The sequence below is a fragment of the Nodosilinea nodulosa PCC 7104 genome, from assembly GCF_000309385.1.
Taxonomy (GTDB): domain Bacteria; phylum Cyanobacteriota; class Cyanobacteriia; order Phormidesmidales; family Phormidesmidaceae; genus Nodosilinea; species Nodosilinea nodulosa.
Window position 1 is genome coordinate 702,468 of sequence record NZ_JH976537.1, and the last position, 15,841, is coordinate 718,308.

Sequence of the window (15,841 nt, forward strand, 5' to 3'; positions counted from 1 at the left end):
ATTTAGTCAGCCCAGACCGGAGGCCTGAAGGCTCACGCTCTGGCGCCGGGCAGTTGCCAGTAGCGGTAGCTGCTGTAGGCCATGGTCAGCACTCCGGCGGCGATCGCCGATTCATCCACCTCAAATTTGGGGTGGTGCAGCGGGTAGTTGACGGCGCGATCGGTAAAGCCCACCCCCAGGCGAAACATGGTGCCGGGGGCGTGCTCCAGGTACAGCGAAAAATCTTCCGCCCCCAGGGATGGCTCGTGAATAATTTGCAGGCGCTCGTTGCCTAAAGCCTCGCTGACGCAGCGGGCGGTCAGCTCCGTCAGGGTAGGGTCGTTGAGCACCGAGGGGACTCCCCGGCGGTAGTTGACCTCATACTTGGCTCCGTAGGGTTGGCAGACCCCGGCCACAATCGACTCGATCCACCGGGGCAGATGGTTGCGGGTGTCGGGATGGAGCGATCGCACCGTGCCCAGCAGCCTGACCGTATCGGCAATCACGTTGGGGGCGCGCCCTCCCTGAATTTGGCCAATGGTCAGCACAATCGGATGGAGTGGGTTTTGGGTGCGGCTAATCGCCTGCTGCAAAGTGGTGATCACTTGGGCAGCAATCCAAATGGCGTCGATGGCCTCGTGGGGGCGCGCCCCGTGGCCCGACTCACCCACAATGATAATTTCCAAGTCATCGGCGGCAGCGGTCAGCGCCCCGTAGCGAATTCCGATGGCGCGGGCGGGCACCGAGGGATAGGCGTGCAGCCCTAAAATTGCCGATACCCCGGCCATTACCCCGTCTTCAATCATCCAGCGGGCGCCCTGGGCCGTTTCTTCCGCAGGCTGAAACAAAAACCGCGTCGTACCGGGCAGCGGCGCGGCCAGCTGGGCCAGCACCATCGCCGTCCCCAGCCCTACGGTGGTGTGTACATCGTGCCCGCAAGCGTGCATAATACCCGACTGGTTCGAGGCAAAGGGCAAATCTACCCGTTCAGCCAGGGGTAAACCGTCCATATCTGCTCGAATAGCCAAAATCCGGGGGTCTTCACCGCCGGGCAGCTCGGCTACCACTCCGGTTTTCCCGACCAGCTCCTGCACTCGGAGCCCGCAGGAGGACAGCACTCCTGCCACATAGGCGGCGGTTTTATACTCCTGGCCACTGAGTTCGGGATGGCTATGAAGATGACGGCGAATTTCAACTAGACGCGGTGAAATCGCGTCAACAATAGATTTAATCTGGCTCAGCATGGGTTAACACGGTTGGTAATCGCCACGTTTAGCCTAATGCAGCCAGGCGGTGATGTATTGCACCACACCAATCCGCGCCGCGATAACCTTGAGTTCAAGCAAACTTCCCTGCAAAGCTCCTGGCCTACTTGTTCGGCGGGACAAAGGGATCGGTGGCACCGTTGCCATTTCCGTTGTTGCCGCCGGGGCCAACGCCATTGTTGTTGCCGGGGTCACCGCCCACTCCGACGCCCACGCCGTTGTTGCCGCTACCAACCCCAACGCCAACACCGACGTCAACTCCGCCGCTGCCGACGCCAACACCAGCCCCAACATCGACCCCGCCGCTGCCTGCACCAGCTCCGGCCCCGGCCCCAACATCGACCCCGCCGCTGCCAGCCCCAGCCCCAGCCCCGGCCCCAACATCGACCCCGCCGCTGCCAGCACCAGCGCCGCTACCTGCTCCACTATTCCCAGAGGAAATTGGCGATGGCCCAGGAATCCCTCCAGGGCTGCCGCCCTGGCTAGGAGGCATAGGCGTGGGAACACTGCCGCCAGAACCCCCAATGGATGTGGGCGGCTGCGCGGGCTGTGACCCGACTGTAGGCACCGAGGGAATTGTTGTAATGAGGCCATCCCCTGGGGTGAGTACCCCGCGCAGGATTGAAATAGGAGCCCCGCCAGAGCTGGCGGGAGACAGGCCCCAGGGCTGTTCAGAGGCAATATTGGCGTTGCTACCCATGCCAATCAGGTCTGGGTTGAGGGTAATGGCGTCTGTAAAGGGAGTTTGCTCCTCCAGCGCCTCTAGGGTCTCCTGGCGCACGCCTTCAAGAGCTGGCCCAAGGGGAGATTCTGCGTTGGGGTTATCTAGCTCAAGCCCCTCTACTAGCGGACTGGTTTGGTAGAACATGGGCAGGTCAAACTCAACCACCTGCACCTGATTATCTTGAATCAGGGCCATTTGCCCGCCGTAGAGGGAGTACTCAGTGGCTCCGCAGGTGTCAGAACCGCCGCAGCCGCTGGTGGTGATGGTCATCGGCCCGGCAGGATTGTTCGTGAGGGCCATGACGACGGTTAAATCGCTGTCTGGGATATATCGAACCACCACAGCAGAACCCTGAATGCCGGTTACCGCGCTGGGAGTTTGAACATTGGTGCGCCCCTGCCCTGGCGGAATGAGCAGCAGAACGGTGCCGTTGGTGAGGCGAAAATTGCGGGTGTTGGGCACAAACCGAAAGGTGGCCCGCTCACCAACTCGTGCCAGGGAGCCATCGTTAAAGCGCAGGTCGGCTTGGGAAGCGGCGGCGGTGCGCAGGGCATCGCCGATGGCGAGGACGTCGGAAATTCTGGCGGTTCGGGCCTGCCGTCCGCGGGGGATAAGCTCCACCCGGTTGCGCAATGCCTCGACATCGGCCCGAGTCAGGGAAACGCTGGCCTGGGCGGGTAAGCCAGCCAACACCAGGGCAATTAGGGAGGCTAGCCCAGTAACTTTAGGGACAAAATGCTTAAGGCCCTGCTGGGCAAATTTGCTGGTGTTCAGCATGGCATAACCGCAATAACAGCTTCTCAGTTTCTAAGCGCTTCCTGCCAGAGGCAATCGCCCTGGGAAAAACCACTGTCAGCAACACAGGAACACAACCCATTCAGCAGGTAATAGGTACCTTACCTAGTATCTTCTAACGCTTTAATAACAGATCCGTAAGAAAGTTATAAAGTTCCTCGATAACATCTTACTTCATCTTTATATAGGGAATATACGGATGACTCCGTAGCTATGGGCAGATTGTTTCACAGCGTGAACGGTGCCAGGGGCGCAATGTCGGGGTTCTGCCCGCCAATCTGATTGGTGCGCAAGACCCACAGCGCGGCACCGTGACTGAGACAGAGTTGAGTTATGGTGTCGCTGGCTTTGCGGGGCAGCATGGTGCGCCAGCTCAGCAGGCCCCGTCCCAGGGTTTTCAGCGGAAAGTCTGACAGGTTAGTGCCCAGGGACTCGCGCTCGTCGGCCCAGTCGGCTCGGGCGCTGCCGAAGGGAAGGAGCCTTTGCTGAATGGCGTGACGCAGGTTGAGGAGCTGCTGGAACTGCTTGGCCTGGTCAGGGTTTTGGGCCTCCCAGGCGTTGAGAGTGGCCCGGTGGGCGATGATGGCGGCCTCTAGGTGGATGGCGCTGGCGTACATGGCCTGGTTGGAGTCCTGGGCGCAGTTGTTGGCGGGGCCAACGTAGGTGACCCCAGTGCCGTCGCCCGTGCGGTAGCGGGCGGTCATGAGTTCTAGCTCCAGGCGCAGGTCATCGAGGGCTGACCAGGGGTGGCCTTTGAAGTCGAAGGGCTGGGTGTAGGCGGGCAGCTTGATCAGAATATCTGATACGGGCCGGGTGCCCATAAACCCCCACTGGCGATCGCCTATGTACAGCGACCAGTCTAAGGTCCCTGCTACCAGGCCGCGGCGGTTGTGGGTGTAGACCTGGTGGTAGTGGATGTCGAACTGAAGCTCGTCGGTCAGGGGCTCGCGCACCACCGTGGCAATGCCGTAGGCAAAGTGACCAAAGTAGATGGGGCCTTTGGCGGCGGGTTCGCGCTGCTCGCCCCCGATACCGCCGTAGATATGGACCACCAGGGCCTGGTCGTGCTCGCGCCACTGGGCGATCGCGGCCTGCTCAGAAGGGGTTTTGGGGTCAATCAATACCGCCTCGGCGGTGCCCTTTTTCTGCTCCAGGTTTTGCCACGAGTCGTGGCGCAGGTATTGCCGCCCCTGGCGACTGCTGGTAATGACGCGATCGGGCTGGAGCTGAAACAGACAGCGGGGCCGCAGGGCTTGCACCACAAACTCGCCGCTGTGGGCCTGGGCGCCGTAGATATACCAGCCGGCGCTGTTTTGGGGCGCTCGCTCGATGCCTGCATTCGTAAAGGCTGCCACCCCGTTGTCGTCGAGGACTACGGCGGGCAGGCGCACGGTTTCTGCCAGCCCGTCAAAGGCCTGGGTGTCTGGGTTGTAGTGCACCACACGGTAGTGCTCCAGAGCGCCATCGACCGGACCTAGAAACTGCACCAGAGCCTTGTAGAGGCCAGAGATTTGAATCGGCTCGTGGGCGATCGTGAGGGCAATGGCCGCCTGGGCTGCCGCATTCGCCCCCGCTGTGCTCTCGACAATCACGGGGTCGGGCAGCTTGACCACAATGTCGTCCACCGGGTGGGCACCGGCCAGGGATTCGAGCGGGGTGACCAGCCGCCAGTGGTTGAGCCGGGTGGGCAAAATCAGCCCCTGGCGATGGGAGTCTTCGGCCTCGGCGCTGAAGTGAATGTCGCGGGTAACGGCCTGGAATCGTTTTTTGAGGCTCGATTCGCCCCGCCAGCGCAGGGGCACGCGCTGGCCCAGCCAGGCGCAATAGGCTGGGGGAGTATGGAGCAGTTCCAGCCATACGCCGTCGATGTCGGGGCGCTGCTCCAGCTCGGGCAGCACCAGCCGCCCCACCCAATTGCCCACGGGGCAATACCAGGGCAAAGGCGGGGTTTGCTGCACCGGATAGTAGCTGGCATGGTTGAAGGGGGCGCTCTGAAAGCGGTAGTAGTTGCCCAGCTGAACCACCTGAATTTTTTGAATATCCAGGTGCTGGCGCAGGTCGCCGACCAAAATGTCGAGGGTCAGGTCCAGGGTTTGCTGTAGGTGGCTGCGCCCGTCGGGCAACATCGCCTGGTCGTCGAGCACCCCCCCAGGGGTCTGGTGGCTGACCGGCCCCAGGCTGATAAAGGTGATTTTGCCCTTGCGCTTGGCTCGGTTCCAGTAGGAGAGGGGGGCGATCGCCCAGCGCCGGGGAAACATGATGGGTCCCAGTCGTTCCACCGGGTCTTTGGTGCCCACCAGATGGTAGAGCTGCTCGGCCTCGGTGGCCCGACTGTTGCCGCTGATCACCCCGGCCAGGGAAATCACCTCAATGGGTGCCCCCAGGGCCTGCTTTAGAAAGGGCAAAATGCCCAGGGCAATCTGGCCGCCGCCGCTGTAGCCAATCAGCGTGAGGGGAACGCCTCCGGCCAGGGGATAGCCGTGCTGCACCAGGCTTTCGTAGACCCGCTGGGCCACCCCCTGGTTGTAGATGGGACCAAAGCGCTGGTCGGCAGACACCGCCACAATCAGAATATTGCGCACGTTGATAATCATTCCCACCCAGGGGCCGAGGCGCTGGGTCAGAGACTCGATGCCGCGCCAAAAGAAGGCCAGGGGGCGATCTTGGGTGAGCGATCGGTTTAGCACCGAGTAGGGAATTAGCCCCTTCACCAGGGCGATATCGGCGGGGAGGTGTTGGCCCAGGTCGTCGAGGTAGCGGGCGACGGTGGGCTGGTAGTCGGCAGTGGCCTGGTTGATGCCGTCGAGGTAGACAATGAACCGCCGTGGCTCGGCCCGTGAATTGGCGGGGGCAGCCTCGGGATCGTCCACGGTCTGGGGAGTTAGGGTATCGACCCCATCGCCGTACCAGCCCGCCCACCAGCCCAGGGCCTCCAGGGGGGCCAGCATGGCGGCCACCAGCAGGGCGATCGCGCCAATCCAGATCAAGTCGGCCAGCCAGCGGGCCGGACGGCTCTGGCCGTGCCAGATCGTAACCACCGCCCGCAGGGGTTCCAGGCTGAGGGCCACTAGCAGCGCTAAGATCCCCAAACCCAGGTAAACCCACAGCAAGTCCAGCCGTCGCGATCGCCGCTGGGACAGCTCCGCCAGGGCCGGTGGCGATGAATTTGGCTGGGGGGTGGCATGGGGCTGGGGCGGCGGCGCGATCGCCCTGGCGGCAGAGGCTTTGGGCAAAGCTTCGGAAGCCTCTGGCCCCAGGGGATGGGCCGCGATCAGAGTTTTGAGCTGGCCTCGATTGACGACCAGCTTTACCCCAGCGGTGCGGTTGGTGAGCCAGCGGCCCAGGTTGACTATCGGCTGCCCCACGGTCTGCTGCAGCACCAGCAGCACGATCCAGCCCAGCACCACGTGGCCCACCGCCTGAACGGCGGTGAGGTGGGCCAGCACCGCAAAGCCCACCACTACCGCCAGCAGGTTCCACACCAGGAGCAGCCGCAGCACCGGCACCCCCAGGTAGGGCATCGCCCCAAAAAAGCTAAACACCAGGGGCAGATAGCTAAAGGCCAAACTGTCGGTCACCGCCTGCCAGGGAATTGACTGGTCTAAAAACCAGCGGCTAGCCAGCCAGATGCTCAGCGCCCAAAACAGGTAGCCCGCCACAAACAGCAGCGCCGCCAGCACCAGACTCAGCACAAACCGCAGGGGTTTGACCTGGTTGACAAACAGAATGATGCTCTGGGCCACCGCTTGCGATAGTCCGGCCAAAAACACCACCGCCAGGGCCAGACTGTCTACGGTGTCGGCGGGAAACTGGCGCAGGGCCAGAAAGGCCTCGGGATTGAGGCTTAAAATTCCCCCCAGCACCTGGCTGAGGGTGTCAAAATTCAGATCATTCATGGCTGATTGAGGTGGCTGCCACAGCGGCGGCGAGGCTGGCTGCCGCCTGTTTGAGAGGCCCCAGCAGCGCCAGGGGAATGCGCAGATGGTTGAGCCCCACCGGAGCATCGGACTGTTTTTTGGGGCGATGCCCTACCTGGCTGGCAGGTTTTGGCTCCGGGGGGCCGTGGTAGTCGCTGCCGCCGGTCATCAGCAGCCCGTAGTGGTGGCAGTACTCCTCTAGCCGCCGTACGTCGCTGGGGCTGTGGTGAGGATGATACACCTCAACCCCCATCAGCCCCAATTCGACCAGCTGAGGCATCAGGGCATCGACGGTGGACCCCTTAAACAGGCAGGGGTGGGCCCACACCGGCACCGCCCCACAGTCTCGCAGCAGCTGAATGCCCTCGGCGGCAGAAAATTTTTCGTAGGGCACAAAGGCCGGGCCGTGGTCGCCCAGCCAGCGGTCAAAAGCCTCTCGCCTGCTGGCCACGTGGCCAGCCTTGACCAGGGCAGCGGCCAGGTGGGGGCGACCAGGGGCCATGGTGCCCGACAGCTCGGGCAGCTCGATGGGAAAGCCCAGTTCGGCCAGCTTGTCGGCCATCAGCCTGGCCCGGCGGCGACGGCCTGCAATGCGATCGCCCAGGGGCGGCTCCAGGACCGCCCGATCGGGGTAAAAGCCCAGAATGTGGAGCGATCGCCCATTCTCCACCGTGCTCAGCTCCACCCCTGGCACCACCTCCAGATCGTCCCCGGCGGCGGCGATCGCCTCATCCCACCCGGCCAGGGTGTCGTGGTCGGTAATGGCCAGCGCCTTTACTCCGGCGGCGATCGCCGCCACCACCAGCGCTGCTGGAGTCAGGGTGCCGTCTGAATAGGTCGTGTGGTTGTGCAGGTCGAGCATTGCGGTGGGGGTGACTATTTTTCTCCCATTGTGCCGTACAGCCTGCCTACGCCATCCCAGAATTCTGTCCCATAGCCCGCTCAATGGCCTGATCGATGGCTTGCTCTACCAGGGTTTTGGCTTTTTCATCGAGGGTCAGCCAGTTGACCTCGCCGTCGTCGTAGAGCAGCGTAGCGTCTACGGTGGCTGGGCGCAGGGGCCGATAGTCGCTAAAACATACGGCAAAGCAAAGCTCCCACACGTCCAGGGTGGCGCTGCGGGGTTGCGCGCCGGGGGCATTGCCTGTGTTTTGGGTGAGCCGCAGCTCGTAAGCCGGGGAGGGGGCGGGCAACTGGCTGAGCTGCTGGCGAATATCCTCGGCCTGCGGGGGGGAGGCCTCCTGGAGCTGAGCGGCCAGATCGCGCACCTGCTGCCGCTGCTCGGGGGTAGTATCGCCCGGCCAGCGCACCTGCTCCAGGTAGTCGCTGCGCCAGTTAATGGTTTCGGTATGCTTACGGATGTTGTCGACGACGCGAATCAGGCAGGGCTGCATCAGCTGGGCGGCTTGGGTTTCGTCGGTGGGGGTGGCAAAGGTCAGCATGGAACCGGCTGTGGCAGCATAGGGAAAACATCACGGTGCGCTGCTCTGGCCCGATCGGGCAAAATTAGGAGACAAAACCAGTGCGGCGACGCGTGACAGCATTTTAGCTGACCCCTGGCCGCCCCGATGGCCAGCGCCCGGTGCCAAACTACGCTAGATTCCCCCGCCCCGTAATCTGACCTGTAACCTCCTGAGGACGGTATGCCCCTGCGGCCTTTCCACAATCCCGGCGCTGGGTTTGAGTATCGCCTGCTGATGGCTCTGGTTCTGGCTGGGGCTGCGATCGCCACGGTGCTGTTGATCCAGCTCCTGCTGCCCTGGCTGGTGGTCGCTGGGCTGGTGGGCGGCGCAGCCTGGTTCTGGCGGCGGCGCAAGGCGCGGGAAATGGCCCTGCACCAGGTGTTTTATGCCCAGCTTGCCGCCCATCAGGGCCGCCTCAGCGTGCTCGACTTTGCGATCGCCGCTCAGATTACCGGCAGCGAAGCCCGCCAGTTTCTCGACCAGCGGGCCGAGGAGTTTTGGGGTGATTTTGAGCCTACCTCCACCGGGGATGTGCTCTACACCTTTCGCTCGCCGAACACTGTAAAACCACCCGTTCCGGTGTCGCCCAGCGCGACTAGGCCCCTCACCATCTCCCTCACCGCCGCCGACCTGACCCAGCGACTGGGCTGCTCCAACGGCGATTTAGTGCGCCACCACGGCCTGGCCGATTTTGAGCATTGGAGCCGCGATCGCGACCCCGACGGCTGCGGCTGGCGCTACGATGCAGAGCGCGATCGCTACTGGCCCGTGCGCTAAGCCCTGGCCCAAACCACAAATCTTTGGCATAAATCTTTGGCCAAATCCTTTACAAAGTGACCACCGTTTCTGAGCATAGTAAAGGTCTTTCACCGCAGACCCTTTCGCAACAAACCCTTTTACCCCGCTTAGGAACAGGTATCTATGGAACGCACTTTTTTGATGATCAAGCCCGACGGCGTCCAGCGCGGCCTGGTCAGCAACATCATTGGCCGGTTTGAGACCAAGGGCTTTACCCTGGTGGGCATGAAGTTCATGGCCGTCTCCCGCGAGCTGGCCGAAAAGCACTACGACGTCCACCGCGAGCGCCCCTTCTTTGCCGGACTGGTAGACTTCATCACCTCCGGCCCGGTGGTGGCCATGGTGTGGGAAGGCGAGGGCGTGATTGCCTCGGCCCGCAAAATCATCGGCGCAACCAAGCCCCTGGAGGCTGAACCAGGCACCATTCGCGGCGATCTGGGCGTGACCGTGGGCCGCAACATCATCCATGGCTCCGATGCCCCCGAAACCGCCCAGGCCGAGATTGCCCTGTGGTTTAGCGATGCTGAACTAGTCAGCTGGGAACCCGCCGCTAAGGGCTGGCTTTACGAGTAATAAATCTCCCCAGGCCAAGCTACAAAAGTATGTAGCCGCAGTGTCCCATGCCCCGAAGGCGTGGGATACTGCGGCATGAAACCTCGATCACAAACGGCTTTGTATTGCTACGCCTCTGCTAATGGTGGCAAAGCATGGGCGCAGCAGAAGAAGTATCGCCTAAACGACCTTCAGGTCTTTAGCCATAACAGGGTAGCCCAAGCGCTCTACACCAGCTTGGACTACTCGCTTAAGCAGTGCTGGTGAAAACCTTGAGCTTGGACAATGAAGTGCAGCAATAATAGAAAGAAAGTTTGCGATCGCTACAAGAAAGAGCAATTCCAGGATTAGGGCAGTCTTTACTCCGCTTGAGATGTAACGGTCATTAAAGCTTCACCTCAACCTTAATCTTTCAGAGCCACCATAGGCATAAATGGTCATAAATGGTGACGTGATCCTCCGCGGTGCCCCTGGTTATTGTCAGAACGCTAGTTTCTGAGAATTGCGGAGTTTTAATGCCAAGCTCTAAAGCCATACCGCCCTCTTACAGCCTTACATTGTAAAGATTCCGGAATTTGGCGGGCACCTTGGGAAGGATAGAACTGAGTTGCACCATCTCTCAACAGGTTGGAGAACCCTATGAAGAAAGCCATCTACTGGTTAATGGGAGACAAAGCCGGGCGCACCATCGTCGGCACCTGGAACTGGCTGTGGGGCATCCCCGTCGAGTCGGGCGGCAAAGTGGCGGTGTCGGTGGCCGAAGAATCGCTCCAGTCAATGCAGGAGTCGGTGCAGAAACTAGCCCAGGCCGTGGCTATGCAGGTGGGTTCCTACGAGCGGGCCAAGAAAAAGTACGAAGAAAAGGCCCAGGAGCTGAAAAAGTACGAGCAGCAGGCCGGGTTGGCCCAAAAATCGGGTAACGAAGACGCCGCTCGCCTGGCTATGACCAAAGCCATTCAGATCGAGCAGCTTTTGCCCCAGCTTGAAAGCCAGGTGCAGCAGGCCGAAAAGTTTGTCACCGCCTCCAAGGACAAGCTCAACCGCGAGCGGCTTAAGCTTGAGCAGTACAAAACCGACATGCAAAACATGAAGGATCTAGCCGAGATCAACAGCGCGCTGGAATCCATCGCCCAGGTCAACAACGAGTTCGATATTGGCTCGGCCCGCTCCTCCTTTGAGTCGGCCAAGAGCGCCGTCGAGGGCCGTCACCTGCGCAGCAACGCCATGGCCGAACTCTCTGAAAACCCCAACGAAAAACTGGCCGCAGACCTCGATCAAATGACCATCGACGATGAAGTCTCGCGCCGCCTGCAAATGCTGGAAGGCACTACCCCCAAGGAGTTGGCAGAATAGGTTATGGCTAATGACAACATTTCGGCTAAGCGCAGCGGTCCACCGCCCATTGTGTTTATTTTGCTGCTGCTCGGGCTAATCGGTGGGGCCTACTGGTTCTTTGTGCAGCGGCCAAAATCGGCTACGGTGGTGCGCCCTGGGGTAGAGGCACCCCAACCGGGTAACCCTGCACCAGAGGGCACGGCAGGGGCACCCGCAAACTTTTCCCTCCAGCCTAATGTTGCGGCTGGTACTGTGGTCGATATCGATGGCTCGACCAGCATGGTGCAGATTAATGCAGCCCTAAAGTCTGGGTTTGAGCAGCAGTATCCGGGAGCTGTGGTCAACCTTGCCGCCGCTGGGTCTGAGAATGGCATTCAGGCACTGCTGGTCGGAGATGTGGCGATCGCGGCTTCGTCTCGGCCACTAACGGCCTCTGAGCAGGCGAATGGTCTGGTGGCGGTGCCTGTCACGAGCGATCGCATGGCCCTGGTGGTTGGCAACGATAACCCTTTCAAGCGGGGGCTTTCCACCGGGCAGGTGGCCCAAATCTTTCAGGGGCAGCTCACCAACTGGGCCACTCTGGGCGGGGCAGATACCACTATTCGAGTCATCAATCGCCCTTCGGTGAGCGGCACCCATGTAGCGTTCAAAGAGCTGGTGCTGGGCGGCGGAGAGTTTGGCACTACCCCCAATATCATCACCCTTAACCGCGACGCCACCACGCCTATGCTGCGAGAGCTAGGTACCGACGGTATTGGCTATGCCACTTACAGTCAGGTCGCCGACCAGCAGACTGTGCGAGTGGTACCCATCGATGGCGTCACTCCAGAGGCCCCCAACTACCCCTTCCAGCGAGAGCTCTACTACGTCTATAAAGACGCTAACAGCCCAGCGGTGCAGGCATTCTTGGGCTATGCGCTATCGCCCCAGGGGCAAGAGGCGATCGCATCAGCGGGCAATTGATGACAATTTTGGAGTTTAGATTGCTGATTTTGGATGGGCAATGTAGCTGTAGCCAATCTGGTTAAGGCATGTCTCCTATGGACGTTCAAACGTTTGAACGTCCATAGGGGTGCTAGATGTCCCAGCCAAAGTGATATTGCTGTAGCACCAGACTTTCACAATCCAAAATCTAAAATCGCCAATCTAAAAATCGAATTGCTTCAGCGTTGGTACCAGGCCGCCAGGGCCAGGGCCAGGGCATCGGCGGCATCGTCGGGCCGGGGAATGCGATTTAGACCCAGTTCGCGGGCTACGGCTTCCTGCACCTCGACTTTTTCCGCATTGCCGTAGCCGGTCAGGGCCTGCTTGACCTGGGCGGGGGTAAACTCCACGTAAGGCAGGCCGTGCTGGGCTAGCACCAGCATCACCACCCCGCGGGCCTGGGCCACTAAGATGGTATTGGCCATGCGGTAAAAAAAGAATTTTTCGATCACCACCAGATCAGGTCTGTACTGGTCGAGCAGGCTGTTCAGGTCGGTATAGATGGTGCAGAGGCGATCGCCCACCGGAGTTTTGGCCGGGGTTTCGATCACGCCAAAATCAACCACCTTGACGCCTTCCTGAGCGCCAGGGGCAGGAGCCGCATCGGCCGACAATCCTTCAATTATTCCGAACCCTAGAATAGCCAATCCTGGGTCAAGGCCAAAAACGCGGTGCCCCATGGAAGGTGCTAGCGTGCCCCTACTGGCTGCCGCCCGTTCATCGTCGCTTCATCGGGGTCGGCCAGGCCAAACACTTTGCAAAATACTTTCTCGACCTTGTAGCCCGAGTCAATGGTCTCCAGGGGGTCTTTGCGCAGGCGGTGGCGCAGGCACAGCACAATCACCCGCTGGATGTCGTTGAGGGTGACTTCGGTGCGGCCCTCGTAGGCGGCGATCGCCTTGGCGGCCCGGTTGGTGACAATGTCGCCCCGCAGCCCGTCCACATCTAGCTCCGAGCACACTTCGGAGATGCGCACCCGATCGTCGTAGTCGAGAGTGACCGAGGCCAGCCGCTTTTGGGCTTCGACCAGCTTGGCCTGTAAGGCCTCCTGCTCGGTCTGGTGCTTGGCCAGATAGGTAGCGGGGTCGGCGTCAAACTCCGAGCGCTGTTCGACAATCTGCACCCGCAGTTCGGGGTCGCGCACGGTGCGAATTTCGGCGTGCATGCCGAAGCGATCGAGCAGCTGGGGCCGCAGTTCCCCTTCCTCGGGGTTGCCAGAGCCCACCAGCACAAACTGGGCCGGGTGGCGAATGGAGATGCCCTCGCGCTCGACGGTGTTCCAGCCCGAGGCGGCGGAGTCGAGCAGCACGTCAACCAGGTGATCGTCGAGCAGGTTGACCTCATCGACGTAGAGAATGCCGCGATTGGCCTTGGCCAGTAGGCCCGGTTCAAAAGCTTTGACCCCCTCCGAGAGGGCTTTTTCGATGTCGATGGTGCCGCAGACCCGGTCTTCGGTGGCCCCCAGGGGCAGATCGACCATGGGCACTTTTTTCAGCGCCACGGGCAGATCGTCGGTGCCGCGCTCGGCCCACACATCACGATCTTGGGGGGATCGGCTAAAGGGGTCGTCGGCGACCACCTCGATCTCCGGCAGCAGGTCGGCCAGGGCGCGAATGGTGGTGGATTTGCCGGTGCCGCGATCGCCCATAATCATCACCCCGCCAATCTTAGGGTCAATCACGTTCAGCAGCAGCGCCAGTTTCATGTCGTCCTGGCCAATCACGGCGGTGAAGGGAAATACCGCGCGGCGGGCGGGGGCAAAGGTGGCGGGCGGGGTCGCAACAGTAGAATTCACAGGCGTTTCTAAAGATGACGGCAAAATTTAAGACTGTCTTCCATTGTGCCACAGTACCTGCATCCCTTTAGGCAAGGCGATCGCAAACCCCAGGATTCTCCGTTTGTAGCTTTAACTCTGCTCTGCCACCGGCGGGCTCAGCCGTCCGCAGACACGCGTACCCTTCGACTCTGCTCAGGGTACGCGCAGTCAAATCACAGCGCCAGGAGTTGGTCTAGCGCATCCAGCGCTTCGCACTTGGGCGGTGGAGAAGCCGATCGCGATCCTGGGGAGGGCAGTCCCTCGCCATAGGTTGGGAGGTAGCTTTCGCGGGCAACATGGGCATTGCCAGGCTCTGGCGGGAGACCGTGGAGATAGTCGTCGCAGTAGCGGCGAAACACGGCCTCTACGGCAGCGCGGGCATTTTTGAGGCCCCACTCGGCGGCAATGCGATCGGCTTTTTCGAGCACGTCCTGGCTGAGGCGAACCTTGTTGTCCTGGCGAGGGGGGCGGCCCGCCGGAGAGATTGGGTCTACTTGGTGGTCATGCATAGTTGGGTATCACCGGTCGTGAGAAATAAGCCGCGAACGTTGGCAAACTGGGGATCGCCCATGACGGCGAACAGCTCGTGCCCTTGCAGGCGATCGGCAATCAGGTGGGAACCGCCCCCGGTCACCAAAAACCTAGTCACCCTGGGCATGTACGGCGTGTACTGGGCCTTCACGGTCTGAAAAATACCCTTAAACCAGGGGTCGAGGTATTCATCGAGCCAGTCGGCCCAGGCCAAGCCGGTATCGGCATAGACGTGGTCAATGCGAAAGCCATCCATGACAATGCAGGGGTCGGCACTGCTGCCCAGCAGATCGGTAAGGCGGTGGTCAAAGCTAATGGCGGTGGCCAGTTCGTAGGTGCCGCCGCGATCCATGATATTTTCGTCAATCACTTCGCCGTCGGCATCCACCAGCCGGGTGAGCCAGGTGCCGCCGCCGATATCGACGACAATAGTGTAGCCCTGGCCGGGAATGATGCCCTGGGCCTTGGCGTAGTGGTAGGCTCCCATCCCCTCGCGATCGACCTCGACCGATTCGACATGGACGCGAAACTCGACATCGTTGCGAACAAACTCATGGACGCCTAGCAGCTGAGCCTGGATGTCTTCGCCATTGCGGGCCGGGTCGGGGGTAGAAACATGGAGATTCAAACTGTAGTTAGCCACGTCGCCAGCCAGGGGTTCCAGACAGGCATAGAGGTGCAGCTTGGCCAGCTCGACCTTGTTTTCAATTACGGTTTGCTGCTGACGGCGGTACTTGTAAGCCTGGGCACCGAAATGGTAGCGGCGGCCGTCGGGCAGCTCGATCAGCGGAGAGGCTTCGGAGAAGCTGACGGCGTCACGCCCCCGGGGCAGTTGATAGCGCACCGAGCGAATGGCTCTGGGGTGGCCACTGCCGGTAAAAAACTTGAGATCGTAGTTGCCGGCATCGAGGGCAAGCACCGGGGTGGTGGCGCCGATCGCCTGGGTGCCGCGAGCCTTCGAAGACCGGGTCGCACCAGAACGGCTGCGGGGAGCGGTAGTCGTGGTCATAGGAAACTCTCGTGGGGGATATCAGGTCAGCGTGGGGCAACGTCTCAACCCTGGGTGGGAACGGATGTACCCATCAGTACGCATGAACCAATAATAATGCACCTGTACTGTTCTGGCAAGGATATAGCATGGGTCAGCATTCCTTAAAGTTTTTGGGGTGTTTGGTGGGGCCGAGGGCGATCGCCCTACAGTCTCTAGTACATTCTCTTTCAATCAACCCTCTCTCTTTTGCCCTTTTGTTTTTGAGTGGAGGCTCTGGCATGGACGGTTGCACGGTTACAGATCTAACGGTTCACAGTAAGCGCAACTGCCTTCAATTTGGCCCTGAGCAGATGGAGGCGCTACAGCGCACAGGGGTGTCGGTGTTGCTCGGAGTGGGTACAAACATCGTCAAAATTCGCTCGGGCTCCTTTGGCTACGGTACCGATACTCGGCACAATGAGCCGGTGGTGCTGCTCTGGATCTACGGCGGTAGGGTAATCAATCAAAAGACCAACGTGGCAGTGAGCGCCACCTGGGTTTCCCTCAACGGCTATGACGACGCCCTGGTAATGGAGGTCGTCGAACCGGCTACCCTCTGCGCCTTTTTCTTCGACACGTACTTAGACAACAGCGACGAAGAACTGATCCTCTCGGTCGTGCGGATTTAGCGGAGCGGGTAGAGACATTCCCC

The 15,841-nt window shown here is 60.9% G+C and carries 14 protein-coding genes; 5 read left to right on the forward strand and 9 right to left on the reverse strand.

The genetic code is table 11. The annotated features are described in order from the left end of the window. Positions 1-32 precede the first annotated feature (32 nt). From LEPTO7104_RS0102980 to LEPTO7104_RS32510, 5 genes are all read right to left on the reverse strand, one after another. Entirely contained in the window at positions 33-1,223 is a 1,191-nt protein-coding gene (locus LEPTO7104_RS0102980) for a M20 family metallopeptidase (protein ID WP_017297060.1), read from the reverse strand. Positions 1,224-1,347: 124 nt separating this feature from the next. Next, positions 1,348-2,745, reverse strand: coding sequence for a FecR domain-containing protein (locus LEPTO7104_RS36610; RefSeq protein WP_017297061.1), 1,398 nt, complete (start codon positions 2,743-2,745; stop codon positions 1,348-1,350). A gap of 245 nt (positions 2,746-2,990) precedes the next feature. Next, entirely contained in the window at positions 2,991-6,659 is a 3,669-nt protein-coding gene (locus LEPTO7104_RS0102990) for a hypothetical protein (RefSeq protein ID WP_017297062.1), read from the reverse strand. Continuing rightward, on the reverse strand, positions 6,652-7,542 hold the full coding sequence (locus LEPTO7104_RS0102995) for a PHP domain-containing protein (protein WP_017297063.1): 891 nt from the start codon (positions 7,540-7,542) through the stop codon (positions 6,652-6,654). The genes LEPTO7104_RS0102990 and LEPTO7104_RS0102995 overlap by 8 nt, the downstream gene beginning before the upstream one ends. Positions 7,543-7,588: 46 nt before the next feature. Continuing rightward, positions 7,589-8,122, reverse strand: coding sequence for a hypothetical protein (locus tag LEPTO7104_RS32510; protein WP_017297064.1), 534 nt, complete (start codon positions 8,120-8,122; stop codon positions 7,589-7,591). Between the two features lie 201 nt (positions 8,123-8,323). Between LEPTO7104_RS32510 and LEPTO7104_RS0103005 the strand changes: the two genes are divergently transcribed. The 4 genes from LEPTO7104_RS0103005 (at position 8,324) to LEPTO7104_RS0103020 (ending at position 11,791) form a co-directional block, all read left to right on the forward strand. Continuing rightward, a complete protein-coding gene (locus tag LEPTO7104_RS0103005; RefSeq protein WP_017297065.1) occupies positions 8,324-8,920 on the forward strand; it encodes a hypothetical protein in 597 nt (198 codons plus the stop codon). Between the two features lie 144 nt (positions 8,921-9,064). Then, entirely contained in the window at positions 9,065-9,514 is a 450-nt protein-coding gene (ndk, locus tag LEPTO7104_RS0103010; protein WP_017297066.1) for a nucleoside-diphosphate kinase, read from the forward strand. A gap of 618 nt (positions 9,515-10,132) precedes the next feature. After that, on the forward strand, positions 10,133-10,846 hold the full coding sequence (locus LEPTO7104_RS0103015; RefSeq protein WP_017297067.1) for a PspA/IM30 family protein: 714 nt from the start codon (positions 10,133-10,135) through the stop codon (positions 10,844-10,846). 3 nt (positions 10,847-10,849) lie between these two features. Then, positions 10,850-11,791 carry a phosphate ABC transporter substrate-binding protein gene (locus tag LEPTO7104_RS0103020; protein WP_017297068.1) on the forward strand — a complete coding sequence of 314 codons (942 nt, stop codon included), beginning with the start codon at positions 10,850-10,852 and terminating at the stop codon, positions 11,789-11,791. A 200-nt stretch (positions 11,792-11,991) separates the two neighbouring features. Here the strand turns inward: LEPTO7104_RS0103020 and ruvC are convergent, their stop codons facing one another. The 4 genes from ruvC to LEPTO7104_RS0103040 form a co-directional block, all read right to left on the reverse strand. After that, positions 11,992-12,492, reverse strand: a complete 501-nt coding sequence (gene ruvC, locus LEPTO7104_RS0103025) for a crossover junction endodeoxyribonuclease RuvC (RefSeq protein WP_026072322.1) — start codon at positions 12,490-12,492, stop codon at positions 11,992-11,994. Positions 12,493-12,500: 8 nt separating this feature from the next. Then, on the reverse strand, positions 12,501-13,607 hold the full coding sequence (bchI, locus tag LEPTO7104_RS0103030; protein WP_017297070.1) for a magnesium chelatase ATPase subunit I: 1,107 nt from the start codon (positions 13,605-13,607) through the stop codon (positions 12,501-12,503). 194 nt (positions 13,608-13,801) lie between these two features. Continuing rightward, positions 13,802-14,137 carry a hypothetical protein gene (locus tag LEPTO7104_RS0103035; RefSeq protein WP_017297071.1) on the reverse strand — a complete coding sequence of 112 codons (336 nt, stop codon included), beginning with the start codon at positions 14,135-14,137 and terminating at the stop codon, positions 13,802-13,804. Beyond that, positions 14,119-15,168 carry a ParM/StbA family protein gene (locus tag LEPTO7104_RS0103040; protein ID WP_017297072.1) on the reverse strand — a complete coding sequence of 350 codons (1,050 nt, stop codon included), beginning with the start codon at positions 15,166-15,168 and terminating at the stop codon, positions 14,119-14,121. Before LEPTO7104_RS0103040 ends, LEPTO7104_RS0103035 begins: the two co-directional genes overlap by 19 nt. A 260-nt stretch (positions 15,169-15,428) precedes the next feature. Between LEPTO7104_RS0103040 and LEPTO7104_RS0103045 the strand changes: the two genes are divergently transcribed. Beyond that, on the forward strand, positions 15,429-15,818 hold the full coding sequence (locus tag LEPTO7104_RS0103045) for a hypothetical protein (protein WP_026072324.1): 390 nt from the start codon (positions 15,429-15,431) through the stop codon (positions 15,816-15,818). Positions 15,819-15,841: the final 23 nt, after the last annotated feature.

Coding starts and splice junctions, on each gene's coding strand:
- LEPTO7104_RS0102995 (WP_017297063.1), bottom strand. CDS start 7,542: ATGCTCGACCTGCACAACCACACGACCTATTCAGACGGCACCCTGACT.
- LEPTO7104_RS0102990 (WP_017297062.1), bottom strand. CDS start 6,659: ATGAATGATCTGAATTTTGACACCCTCAGCCAGGTGCTGGGGGGAATT.
- LEPTO7104_RS0103020 (WP_017297068.1), top strand. CDS start 10,850: ATGGCTAATGACAACATTTCGGCTAAGCGCAGCGGTCCACCGCCCATT.
- ndk (WP_017297066.1), top strand. CDS start 9,065: ATGGAACGCACTTTTTTGATGATCAAGCCCGACGGCGTCCAGCGCGGC.
- LEPTO7104_RS0103040 (WP_017297072.1), bottom strand. CDS start 15,168: ATGACCACGACTACCGCTCCCCGCAGCCGTTCTGGTGCGACCCGGTCT.
- LEPTO7104_RS0103045 (WP_026072324.1), top strand. CDS start 15,429: ATGGACGGTTGCACGGTTACAGATCTAACGGTTCACAGTAAGCGCAAC.
- ruvC (WP_026072322.1), bottom strand. CDS start 12,492: ATGGGGCACCGCGTTTTTGGCCTTGACCCAGGATTGGCTATTCTAGGG.
- LEPTO7104_RS0102980 (WP_017297060.1), bottom strand. CDS start 1,223: ATGCTGAGCCAGATTAAATCTATTGTTGACGCGATTTCACCGCGTCTA.
- LEPTO7104_RS0103035 (WP_017297071.1), bottom strand. CDS start 14,137: ATGCATGACCACCAAGTAGACCCAATCTCTCCGGCGGGCCGCCCCCCT.
- LEPTO7104_RS0103015 (WP_017297067.1), top strand. CDS start 10,133: ATGAAGAAAGCCATCTACTGGTTAATGGGAGACAAAGCCGGGCGCACC.
- LEPTO7104_RS32510 (WP_017297064.1), bottom strand. CDS start 8,122: ATGCTGACCTTTGCCACCCCCACCGACGAAACCCAAGCCGCCCAGCTG.
- LEPTO7104_RS36610 (WP_017297061.1), bottom strand. CDS start 2,745: ATGCTGAACACCAGCAAATTTGCCCAGCAGGGCCTTAAGCATTTTGTC.
- LEPTO7104_RS0103005 (WP_017297065.1), top strand. CDS start 8,324: ATGCCCCTGCGGCCTTTCCACAATCCCGGCGCTGGGTTTGAGTATCGC.